The organism is Clostridium intestinale, from assembly GCF_035905475.1.
In the GTDB taxonomy this organism is placed as follows: domain Bacteria; phylum Bacillota; class Clostridia; order Clostridiales; family Clostridiaceae; genus Clostridium_T; species Clostridium_T intestinale.
Window position 1 is genome coordinate 4,651,972 of record NZ_CP121166.1, and the last position, 12,078, is coordinate 4,664,049.

Sequence of the window (12,078 nt, forward strand, 5' to 3'; positions counted from 1 at the left end):
AGTTTCTTTATAAATTAAAGAAGCTTTTTTTATTGATTTCTTTATAAGAGTGATAAAAAAATATCATTCTTATAAAGGTATATGAATTAAAACGTAGAATTATAATTTCTATAGGGAGTATAAGGAGGAGTATTATCATGATAAGCAATAAGATAAGAAGGATGAAAATTAATTTAGAATCCTTAGGAATATATAGGAATTTACTAAAGGATTCTGTTATTGAAAAATTGTATAAACTAATTAATTATCTAGATAGGAATGAAAATACAATTAGTGAAATAATTAACTTATATAATGATTTTTATTATGAGCTGATGGAAATTAACAATGGATTTGGATTAAAACAATATATAATAAATAAGATAATATTAAGCGAAAACATATTTTCTAAGAAGGCTCAAAGAGATAACTTATGTAATATAGGATTTTCAATTAAACAAGCTGTAGTAAATGACTTAGATTCCTTAGAAAGTATAGGGGATTTTACAGCAGAATATATAAAAGAGCTATTTATAGAAGATGAAAATAATCCATATTTTGAGTTAGATAAACTACAAAATCTTGGGGAATGGGAAACGGAAGTTATAGATGATGTATATATTGAAAGTAATTTTATAGTAGATAAGTTTATGAATACTTCTCCTTGGAGTGTTTTAATTAATGATTTAGCTATAGTTTATAAAAATAATGGAATTGGTATATTTGGTGAATACAAAGGTTTCTTATGGGAAGGAAATGAGCTAAAAGGGGTACAGTCATTAGATCCCATAAGACTTGAGGAACTAGTTAATTATGAAAGAGAGAGGAAAATAATAGTAGATAATACTATTGCATTTTTGAAGGGATATAAAGCTAATAATGTTTTATTATATGGTAGTAGAGGAACTGGTAAATCATCTACAGTAAAGGCTTTATTAAATGAGTATTATACAGAGGGACTGAGGGTTATAGAAATTCCTAAACAATATATAAGTACCTTTCCTAAACTAATAGGAATCATAAAAGATATACCTCAAAAGTTTATATTGTTTATAGATGATTTAGCTTTTGGAGATAGTGAAGATACTTATACAGCCCTCAAAGCAGTTTTAGAAGGTGGATTAGAGACAAAACCTGACAATATAATAATATATGCTACATCAAATAGAAGACATTTAGTTAAAGAAAAGTTTAGTGACAGAGATGGAATGAGATTATCAGGAACTGGTGACGAAGTCCATGCTGCAGATGCAATGCAAGAAAAACTATCTTTATCAGATAGATTTGGGATAACAGTAACGTTTATATCACCAACTCAAAAGGAGTATTTAGAGATAGTAGATTCTTTGGCTAAATCTAGAGGGATAGAACCAACAGAAGAAATCCACAAAAGGGCTATCCAATGGGAAATGAGTTATAACGGAAGATCGCCAAGGACAGCGCGACAATTTGTAGATTGGCTTGAAGGAGAAATTTGTCAAAAAAGAATTGAAACTTAAATATGATGGAGTGGATAAAAGATCATACTAATATATGGTCTTTTATATTTTGTCAAAAAATATAATTAAATAATAGAAATAATTAAAATACAATTGACTAGATAGTAAGAGAATATTAAGATAAAATAAAGTAGTAGAGTAAAATTTTATATAGATATATATAAGGTAAACTCTAAAAATGAATTTTTAACTACGGCAAAATAGGCTGTAGTTTTAGTTTTGTTAATTGACTTAAGGGGGATTAAGACTTGTCAAATTTACTTTTAATAGAGGATGAGAGATATCAAGTAGAATCATTAATAAAAATTATTCAAGAGTTATCCTTAGATATAAATATTTTTCATGCTGATAGTGAAGCTAAGGGACTTGAAATATTAAATAAAGTGCCTATAGATTTTTTTTACATAGACATAGAATTAAAGGAAGGTTCGGGCATAAGCTTAGCTAATAAAATAAGGATGATAGATAAATATAAACTTGCATGGATAATATTTATCACTTCAAACTCTAGCTATATGCTAAATGCTTTTAAAAAAATTCATTGTTACGATTACATTATAAAACCAATTAAAAAAGAGAAAATACAAAATATGACAAAACTTTTACATGAAAATAGTTATGCCAAAGAAACGAATGAAACTAAATTAGATAAGCAATATGTAGTATTTGAAAGTAGAGGAGTAAGGCTTAAGTTTTATATTGATGAAATCGTGTTTATAGAAGTTAAAATAAGAACTTTAACTGTTTATACAAGATTTGGTGTATACGAGATAGACAAGTTATCCTTGAAAAAAGCTTTAGAGAAGATTAATAGTGAAGATATAGTGCAAAGTCATAGAGCCTACGCTGTTAATAAAAAATATATCAAAGAAATTAGACAGATATCTGTAACAAGTAGTGAAATATACTTTAGGGGATGCGAAGATAAAGCGTATTTGGGATCTAAATTTAAGGGAAGCTTTGAAAATATATAGAGGTTGGAGTTGGGGATTATGTTTACTAGCGCTGTTTGGAGTTTTATTTTAAGCTATATGGAATTGATAGGAATATTTATTATATGGAGTAAATTTAATTATATAAATAAAAATAATATAATTAAATACTCGTTGGTATCTTTAATTATATGTACAGTTAATAACACATTAGCATATTTTGAGTTTAAGTATATATATTTTGTGAATTATTGTTTGATAATTTTATTTGTTTCACTCATTTTCAAAAAAAAGTTGAAAACAACTCTACTTGAGTTTGTTATAGTAATAATAATTACAATGGTTCTACAATTTGTTATTTTTGGTTTCTTTACTCTTATTGGTAGTATTGTAGATAGTAACTTAATTATTAACGAAGAAACTAAGGGATTAATTATAAATGTTTCTATGTTAATTTTAATATGTATAATAAAAAGATTTATTCCTTATAATAAAATTTTTGTATCTAACATAAGCACTCAGATAATATTTTTCTATTTGATTAATGCTTTTATATATATCTTTATAATAAAAAGTGTTTGGGAATCTGATCATACTATAATAGAAAAAAATGTTGCGAAATTTGTAATTATTCTCCTTATATATATTATTGTAAATGTAGGCTTTTTAAGAGAACTTGTATTTTTAATTGAGGAGAAAAAAAATCTAGAAGCCTATAATCGATATTCTAAATTAACCATAGATTTGGTAAGAGATGTTAAAAGTAAACAACATGATTTCAAAAATCATTTAAGTACAATTTATGGAATAGTACAAGTTTCGAATGAAGAAGATTCTAGAAGTAGAATAAAAGATTATATTGAAGGATTAAATGAGTCGTTATCAAAAGAACAAAATTTAATTTCGTTAGATAATAATGTATTAGCAGGTATAATATATAGTAAACTTCAAAAAGCCGAAGAGTTAGGAATTAATTTTAAGTATTCAATAAATAGTGATATAAATCTAATACCGGTAAAGAACTATGAATTAGCTGAAATATTATTTAATTTATTGGATAATGCATTTGAAGCCGTAGCAAAACAAGATAGTAATAGATGGGTGGAGTTAAATATAGATAAAGAAAAAGAAAACTCCATTATTAATGTTAGAAATAGTGGAGCTACACTTAAAAATACCAATATAAATGAAATTTTTAAAAAAGGCTTTTCTACTAAAGGTAGCCAAAGGGGATTCGGCTTATATAATATTAAAACCATAGTAGAAAAGTATAATGGTTCTATAGAAATAACTACTCAAAATGATAGTACAGAGTTTATTTTGTTATTTAATTAATTCATCAGGTATTTCTGATTCACCAAAAAATAGGATGGAGCTATAATTAGAGGTTGATATATAAGCAACAGCTACTAAAACAGTTGATAAAATATTAAATAGTTTTCTTTTAAACTTCATAAATTCACTCCTCTCAATAAATGGCTTATTTAATAATGTAATTTTAAAAGTTATGACAAGATATATGAATAAAATAACCACCAAATATTAAAATACAGACATGAAAAGTTAAGTAAAAATGATCAAGGGATAAATTAGTACCTAACCATTTATTCTTGATGCAGGAATTAATTGAATTGCTTGCATAAAAATTGTTATAATAGCACAATTCAAATACAATGTGTATTTGAAAATTAAAAAAGAAGCACATAAAAATAATAAAGTTAGGAATGTTGAAATTAGTTTACGACTAAGAATAATTTTAGAATCATTATACATTCTCATTTTTTTACGGTATTTACTAACCTGAGGTGATTTTATGTAAATAATTATTAGACTCAATATGGATAAAATTAAATGAATGATTAAGGGTATTTGTCCAATATATTTAGGAGTTAGATAGCTTGTTATGAAAAACACTAACATAGAAAAAACTAAACAAGCTTTATATGTATAGAAATGTATGCCGCCAGAATATGCTCTAATAGGACATAAAATTATGAAAGATAATAAGAAGTATTTTTCTGTACCTAAAATGAAAAATATAATAAACATTATGATAAACTTAGAACTTTCACTTAAGATTGACTTTATAGCAAAATGTATCTTAGGTATTTCTGAGGCATTAATATCACTATTTGAACTTATATAATTTGTTAATTTTTCTGATACTAACTCGATCATTTATTTTCCCCCTAATAATATAATACATATTATATTATTAGGGATTATAATGGAATTTTCAAGAGCTTATTGTTTATACTACGATATTGCTTATAAATTAGTTTAAGTGAGTTGATATATTATGAATGGATTTAATAAAAAATTATCAGTTTAATAGAAGGAATCGGTTAACTTTTGTTGAAATAATTGTATGTTGGATATTGTTTTAAAATATAGTATTTACAATATAAATTATTTAGGGGAAGATGTTAATGGTAGAATACTTTTTAATAGGATGTATAGTTGGTGTAGTAATTGCAAGTATTTATCATAAAAGGATTAGCTTAAAGTCTTACAGAAAGACTCAGAACATAAAAAGGAATCAGAAAAGAATATTTAATTTAATTGAGAAGTCTAAAGACATAGTATATTGTTTTCAAATTTTGCCAGAATTCAAGTTCATATACTTAAGCCCATCTATAGAGAGGTTTTTAGGGGAAGGTTTAGTTAATGAATGTTATGAAAACCCTAGTAATCCTTTTGAGCTTATTCATCCAGATGATTTAAATATATTATATGACAAAATTTATGGAACTCTTGATTTTGAAAAACCCATAGTACAGAGATGGAGAAATAGAGAAGGAAAATACTTGTGGTTTGAAGAACATGCTACTCCTATATACTCAAAAGGTAAGTTGATAGCTGTTCAAGGGATAATAAGAAATATTGATGAAAAAATAAAATATCAATTAGGGTTAGAGTATAGAGTGACTCATGATATGTTAACAGGACTTTATAATAAGGATTTTTTTGAAAGCGCATGCAATAAATATGATGTAGAAATAGAATCTAAAGTGGCCATAATTATGTGTGACTTAGATAATTTGAAAACAACTAATGATGTTTATGGACATATGGAAGGAGATAACCTCATAAAAGGTGCTGGTACAATATTAAATAAATTTTCATCAACAAATTCAATAGTATCTAGAATAGGTGGAGATGAGTTTTGTATTTTACTAACAGATTTAAATGAATCTTGCGTAAAGAAAATAGTTGAAGATATAGATAGAGATATACATAAGTTCAATGAGGTTAATTCAGGTGTAGATATAAACATATCAATAGGATATTCATTTAGTCAGAAATCTTTGGGGCATATGGAGAATTTATTTAAAAAAGCTGATTCGAATATGTATAAAATTAAAAATAATAAGAAAGTAATATGAGGGGAAATAGTATTTTCCCTTTTGTTTTTTTGAAGATAGAATAATAAGAACGTCTCTCTAATATATTATTAAAGAAGATCAACAAAAACTCTTGTAATCATTTTCTATAAGTGATAGAATAAATTTAAAGAAGAGAATAAATGATTCGGCCGAGTATATGAGAGCCATCACAGTAAGTATTTAACTTATAGTGGTGGTTTTTTTGTCTTTTTTTAGGTGAAATTAAGGATTTTGGAGGGAATAAGGGATGTATGATGTAGTAGTAATAGGGGCAGGGGTTATAGGGAGTGCTATAGCTAGAGAATTATCAAGATATGAAATGAATATATGCGTTTTAGAAAAACATTCTGATGTATGTTGTGGTACATCAAAAGCTAATAGTGGAATTGTACATGCTGGTTTTGATGCTAAGACTGGAAGCTTGAAAGCTAAACTAAACGTATTAGGTAATTCTATGTATGATGAATATTCTAAAGAGTTAGACTTTCCTTTTGAAAGAAATGGATCCCTAGTATTATGCTTTAGTAAAGATGATATACATGTACTTGAAGAATTAAAAAAGCAAGGCGAAAGAAATGGAGTTCCTGAACTAGAAATAATATATGCACAAGAATTAAGGGAGAAGGAACCTAATATATCAGATACAGTAGTTGCAGCATTAGTAGCACCTACAGGTGGAATAGTAGATCCATTTAAAATGACTATAGCATTGGCTGAGAATGCTAATGTTAATGGCGTTGAATTTAAGTTTAATAGTAAAGTCGAATCAATAGAAAAGATTGATGATAATTATAAAGTCATAACTAAAGATGTAATATATGAATCTAAAATAGTTATAAATGCTACTGGTGTATATAGTGATTACTTTAATAATATGATTAGTGAGAAGAAATTAAAAGTTACAGCAAGAAGAGGCGAATACTGTCTTTTTGACAAAATTGCAGGAAACGTAGTTTCGCACACAATATTTCAATTACCTAGTAAGTTAGGGAAAGGAATATTAGTTACTAGGACAATTGATGGAAACTTATTAGTTGGGCCTAATGCTATAGATTCTGAGGATAAAGACGATGTTAGAACAACAAGAGAAGGTCTTGAAGATATAATGTTTAAGGCAACTAAAAGTATAAATAACATACCTAAAAGTGCTGTTATAACTTCTTTTACAGGATTAAGATCAGTAGAGGAGCATGATGACTTTGTAATAGGAGAAGCAGCTGATTCAAAGGGATTTATAAATGTGGCTGGAATTCAGTCGCCTGGATTATCTTCAGCCCCAGCTATTGGATTATTGGTAAAGGATATAGTAGTGGATAGATTAAATCCTAATGAGAAGGCTGATTTTAATGGCAAAAGAAAAGATATAGTGAAGTTTAGTGAATTATCTAATGAAGAAAGAAATAAACTTATAAAAAATAGACCGGAATATGGAAATATAATATGCAGATGTGAGCTTGTAACTGAAGGTGAAATAATAGATGCAATAAGAAGACCGTTAGGAGCAACAAATCTTGATGGAATAAAGAGAAGAACTAGAGCCGGGGCAGGTAGATGTCAAGCTGGATTTTGTACCTCTCGTACAGTTGAAATATTATCAAGGGAACTTAATATACCACAAACAGACGTAACTAAATTTGGTGAAGATTCTTATATTCTTGTAGGTAAGAATAAAGAGAATATTTAAGGGAGGTGCAGTTATGAGAAAGCATGATGTAGTAATAATAGGTGGAGGTCCTGCAGGACTAGCTGCTGCAATTTCAGCAAGAGAAAATGGTATAGATGATATTATAATCTTAGAAAGAGATAACAAACTTGGAGGAATATTAAATCAATGCATACACAATGGCTTTGGACTTCATACGTTTAAAGAGGAGTTAACAGGACCCGAATATGCAGATAGATTTGTAGAAAAAGTTAAAGAGTTACAAATTCCGTTTGAATTAAACACAATGGTAATTGATATAAATAAGGATAAAATAATTACAGCTATAAGCAAAAATGGAGTTTTAGAAATAGAAGCAAAATCTATAATCCTTGCTATGGGATGTAGAGAAAGACCAAGAGGAGCATTAAATATACCAGGAAATAGATGCTCAGGAGTGTTTACAGCTGGAACAGCTCAAAGATTTGTAAATATTGAAGGTTATATGCCAGGAAAAGAAGTTGTTATTTTAGGTTCAGGTGATATAGGGCTAATTATGGCAAGAAGGATGACTTTAGAAGGCGCTAAAGTTAAAATGGTAGTAGAATTAATGCCTTATTCTGGTGGATTAAAGAGAAATATCGTTCAGTGTTTAGATGATTTTGATATTCCGCTAAAATTAAGCCACACAATAATAGATATAAAAGGCGAAGGTAGATTAGAAGGGGTTACAGTTGCTCAAGTAGATGAAAATAGGAATATTGTTGAAGGAACTGAAGAGTATGTAAGTTGTGACACCTTATTACTTTCTGTTGGATTGATACCAGAAAATGATGTATCAAAGGGTATAGGGGTTGAAATGTCAAATGTTACATCAGGTCCAATTGTAAACGAAAGTTTAGAAACTAATATTGAGGGTGTATTTGCTTGTGGTAATGTTTTACATGTGCATGATCTTGTAGACTATGTAACCCAGGAATCCAACAATGCAGGAAAATGTGCTGCGCAATATATTAATGGAAAAAATAAAAGTGAAAATTCAATTAAGATAAAAGGAATAGAGGGAGTTAGATATACAGTTCCAAGTTATGTAAATGATGAAAATGTAGAAAAGGAAGTTATGGTAAGATTTAGGGTTGGAAGTGTATTTAAAAATGAGTTTATTAGTGTGTATTTTGATAATGAAAGAGTAATGCATATTAAGAAAAGAATCTTAACTCCAGGTGAAATGGAAAGTGTGAAGTTATCTAAAACTTTATTAACTAAGTATCCTAATTGTGAAAATATAACAATAAAGGTTGAAAAGGAGTAGTTTATATGGAAAATAGAGAATTAACTTGTATATGCTGCCCATTAGGATGTGTATTAGAAGTAACTTTAGATGTAAAAGAAGTAAAGAGTGTTACAGGAAATAGTTGTAATAGGGGATCAGAGTATGGAGTGAAAGAATGTACAAATCCCACTAGAATAGTTACGTCAGTAATAGAAGTAGAAAATGGTGATATACCCATGGTTCCAGTTAAAACAGAACATGACATACCAAAGGATAAAATTCAGGAATGTATAAGGGATATCAAGGGTATAACGGTACAGGCACCTGTGGCTATAGGAGATATAATAGTTAGAAATGTAGCTAATACATCTATAAATATTATTGCAACAAGAAATGTAGCTAAAGTGTAAATAAGATGATATCATTAAAAGGTAATGTTTAATAATTCCAGTGGAGGTATTGATGAATAATTTAGGAGAAATTCTTATAGAGAATCCTGTTGTTGCAGCAATTAGAAATGAAGAGGATTTGGACAAGGTTATTGAAAGTGATGTAAAAATTGTATTTGTCCTCTTTGGAAGTATAGTTAATATATCACAAATATGCAGACAATTAAAAGAGCATAATAAGATAGTATTTGTTCATATAGATTTAGTAGAAGGACTAAAAGGGGACTCTAAAGGAATAGAATATGTAAAAAAAATTGCAGAACCTTATGGGATTATTAGTACAAAACCAACTAACATAAAATATGCTAAGAATCTAGGACTAAATACAATACAAAGAATTTTTATAATTGATTCACTATCATTAGAGACAGGCATAAAAAATATAAAAACAGTACAACCAGATGCCGTTGAGGTTATGCCAGGAGTGGCAAGTAAGATAATAAAATCAATGGAGAAAAAAATACACCTTCCCATAATTGCAGGGGGATTAATTCAAACAAAAAAAGATATAATTGAATCAATAGGAGCCGGAGCTGTAGCTGTATCAACAACTAAGAGAAATTTATGGGAATTAAATGAATAATTATTAAGAAATGAAATGGATTATGGATTATAAGTAATGGTAAATAATATGGGGAATTTGCCATTACCTTGTAATAAAAAAGAAAACGGTTACTAAGGGAGGTAATTAAATGGCAAAGTATGTAATGGCACTAGATCAAGGAACTACAAGTTCAAGAAGTATTATTTTTAATGAAGCAGGGGCGATAGTAAATGTTGCACAAAAAGAATTTACTCAAATATATCCTGAAGCAGGTTGGGTAGAACATGATCCTAAAGAAATATGGTCTACACAAATAGGGGTTGCTGCTGAGGCTATGGCAGGATTAGGAATATCATCTACAGATATTGCAGCAATTGGTATAACAAATCAAAGAGAGACTACTGTAGTATGGAATAAGAATACTGGAGAACCTGTATATAACGCAATAGTATGGCAATGTAGAAGAACTTCTAATATGTGTGATGAACTTAAATCTAAGGGATTTGACAAACCTATAAAAGCAAAAACTGGACTTATACTTGATGCCTACTTCTCAGCTACTAAAATAAAATGGATACTAGATAATGTTGAGGGTGCTAGAGAAGAAGCTGAAAAAGGCAATTTATTATTTGGAACTATTGATACATGGCTTATATGGAATTTAACAAAAGGACAAGTTCATGTAACCGATTATACTAATGCTTCAAGAACTATGTTATTTAATATACACGAATTAAAATGGGATGAAGAAATACTAGAAGAATTAAATATACCTGTAAGTATGCTTCCAGAAGTAAAACCATCCAGCGCTATTTATGGATATACAGCTAATGGATTACTAGGAGGAGAAATTCCAATAGCAGGTGCTGCGGGAGACCAACAAGCTGCATTATTTGGGCAATGTTGCCATAATCCTGGGGATGCAAAAAATACTTATGGTACAGGATGCTTCCTTCTTATGAATACAGGAGAAAAAGCAGTAGAATCTAAAAATGGACTTCTTACAACTATAGCTTGGGGAGTTGATGGAAAGGTCGAATATGCACTAGAAGGTAGTGTATTTGTGGCAGGAGCTGCTATTCAATGGTTAAGAGATGAATTGAGAATGCTTAAGACTTCAGCTGACTCAGAAGAATATGCTAACGCTGTTGAAGATACAAATGGAGTTTATATGGTACCTGCATTTGTAGGCTTAGGAGCACCTTATTGGGATCAATATGCAAGAGGAACAATTGTTGGATTAACAAGAGGAACAAAGAAAGAACATTTTGTTAGAGCTACATTAGAATCTTTAGCATATCAAACTTATGATGTATTAAAGGCTATGGAACAAGATTCAGGAATAGAACTTCATACACTTAAAGTTGATGGAGGAGCATGTGCTAACAATTTCTTAATGCAATTCCAATCAGATATATTAGGGGTTCAAGTTGATAGACCTGAGGTTATAGAAACTACAGCATTAGGAGCTGCATACTTAGCAGGTTTAGCAGTAGGATACTGGGAAAATAAAACTCATATATGCGACAACTGGGCAATATCAAAATCATTTGAGCCTTCAATGGAAGATAATAAAATAGAAAAACTTCTAAGTGGATGGCATGAAGCAGTAAAAAGATCACAAGCATGGGAAAAATAAAATAGAATATGAGGGGGATATACCATGTCTATATATTTAGCGGAGATTATCGGAACTGCAATTTTAATACTTTTAGGAGATGGCGTAGTAGCCAATGTTGTATTAGGAAAAACTAAGGGAAATAACAGTGGACTTATAGTTATAGCTACTGCATGGGCTTTAGCTGTTGCTATACCAGCATTTATATTTGGAGGAATATCAGGAGCACATTTTAATCCTGCACTTACAATAGGTTTGGCAGTTATAGGAAAGTTTCCTTGGGAACAAGTACCTGGTTATATAATATCTCAATTTATAGGTGCATTTATAGGGGCCTGTTTAGTATATGTAATGTATAAGCAACACTTCGACGCTACTGAAGATAAAGATTCAAAATTAGGTGTATTTTGTACAGGGCCTGCAATAAGAGGAACAGGATATAATTTCATATCTGAATTTATAGGAACTTTCATACTTGTTTTTGGAATTCTTGGATTAGGAACAGTGGCAATGGCAGATGGACTTGGAACAGTGGCAGTAGGTATGTTAATATTTGTAATAGGTCTTTCGTTAGGAGGAACCACAGGATATGCTATAAACCCTGCTAGAGACTTAGGACCAAGAATAGCTCATGCATTACTACCAATTAAAGATAAAAGAGATTCTGATTGGGCATATGCATGGATACCAGTAGTAGCACCTATATTAGGAGCTGTGGTAGCAGCAATAACATTTAATGGAATATTTTAAATAGGT

12 protein-coding genes are annotated in these 12,078 nt (G+C 29.4%); 10 read left to right on the forward strand and 2 right to left on the reverse strand.

Annotated elements, in window-relative coordinates:
- Window positions 1-137 precede the first annotated feature (137 nt).
- The 3 genes from P8F83_RS23345 to P8F83_RS23355 all read left to right on the forward strand — a co-directional run bounded on the left by P8F83_RS23345 (window position 138) and on the right by P8F83_RS23355 (window position 3,745).
- Window positions 138-1,478: an ATP-binding protein gene (locus P8F83_RS23345; RefSeq protein ID WP_326512909.1), complete on the forward strand. Its 1,341-nt coding sequence runs from the start codon at window positions 138-140 to the stop codon at window positions 1,476-1,478.
- Window positions 1,479-1,726: 248 nt separating this feature from the next.
- On the forward strand, window positions 1,727-2,452 hold the full coding sequence (locus P8F83_RS23350; protein WP_326512910.1) for a LytR/AlgR family response regulator transcription factor: 726 nt from the start codon (window positions 1,727-1,729) through the stop codon (window positions 2,450-2,452).
- A 252-nt stretch (window positions 2,453-2,704) separates the two neighbouring features.
- Window positions 2,705-3,745, forward strand: coding sequence for a sensor histidine kinase (locus P8F83_RS23355; RefSeq protein WP_326512911.1), 1,041 nt, complete (start codon window positions 2,705-2,707; stop codon window positions 3,743-3,745).
- Here P8F83_RS23355 and P8F83_RS23360 read toward each other — a convergent pair.
- Together P8F83_RS23360 and P8F83_RS23590 are read right to left on the reverse strand one after the other, a co-directional pair.
- Window positions 3,734-3,865 (reverse strand): AgrD family cyclic lactone autoinducer peptide, encoded by a 132-nt coding sequence (locus P8F83_RS23360; RefSeq protein ID WP_326512912.1) that lies wholly within the window; start codon window positions 3,863-3,865, stop codon window positions 3,734-3,736. The two genes, P8F83_RS23355 and P8F83_RS23360, sit on opposite strands and share 12 nt — an antisense overlap.
- 141 nt (window positions 3,866-4,006) lie before the next feature.
- Window positions 4,007-4,588 (reverse strand): accessory gene regulator B family protein, encoded by a 582-nt coding sequence (locus P8F83_RS23590; protein WP_420022602.1) that lies wholly within the window; start codon window positions 4,586-4,588, stop codon window positions 4,007-4,009.
- A 251-nt stretch (window positions 4,589-4,839) separates the two neighbouring features.
- On the opposite strand from P8F83_RS23590, the gene P8F83_RS23370 reads away from it, so the two are divergent.
- From P8F83_RS23370 to P8F83_RS23400, 7 genes are all read left to right on the forward strand, one after another.
- Window positions 4,840-5,796: a sensor domain-containing diguanylate cyclase gene (locus P8F83_RS23370; protein WP_326512914.1), complete on the forward strand. Its 957-nt coding sequence runs from the start codon at window positions 4,840-4,842 to the stop codon at window positions 5,794-5,796.
- 247 nt (window positions 5,797-6,043) lie between these two features.
- A complete protein-coding gene (locus P8F83_RS23375) occupies window positions 6,044-7,480 on the forward strand; it encodes an NAD(P)/FAD-dependent oxidoreductase (RefSeq protein ID WP_326512915.1) in 1,437 nt (478 codons plus the stop codon).
- Window positions 7,481-7,493: 13 nt separating this feature from the next.
- Window positions 7,494-8,750: an NAD(P)/FAD-dependent oxidoreductase gene (locus P8F83_RS23380; protein ID WP_326512916.1), complete on the forward strand. Its 1,257-nt coding sequence runs from the start codon at window positions 7,494-7,496 to the stop codon at window positions 8,748-8,750.
- Window positions 8,751-8,755: 5 nt separating this feature from the next.
- Window positions 8,756-9,121, forward strand: coding sequence for a DUF1667 domain-containing protein (locus P8F83_RS23385; RefSeq protein ID WP_326512917.1), 366 nt, complete (start codon window positions 8,756-8,758; stop codon window positions 9,119-9,121).
- 52 nt (window positions 9,122-9,173) lie between these two features.
- Complete coding sequence (locus P8F83_RS23390) at window positions 9,174-9,743, forward strand: glycerol-3-phosphate responsive antiterminator (RefSeq protein ID WP_073022299.1); 570 nt, start codon at window positions 9,174-9,176, stop codon at window positions 9,741-9,743.
- A gap of 109 nt (window positions 9,744-9,852) precedes the next feature.
- The gene (gene glpK / locus P8F83_RS23395) at window positions 9,853-11,343 is read left to right on the forward strand and encodes a glycerol kinase GlpK (RefSeq protein ID WP_326512918.1); all 1,491 of its coding nucleotides are present in this window, start codon (window positions 9,853-9,855) and stop codon (window positions 11,341-11,343) included.
- Window positions 11,344-11,367: 24 nt separating this feature from the next.
- Window positions 11,368-12,072: an MIP/aquaporin family protein gene (locus tag P8F83_RS23400; protein WP_315109081.1), complete on the forward strand. Its 705-nt coding sequence runs from the start codon at window positions 11,368-11,370 to the stop codon at window positions 12,070-12,072.
- Window positions 12,073-12,078: the final 6 nt, after the last annotated feature.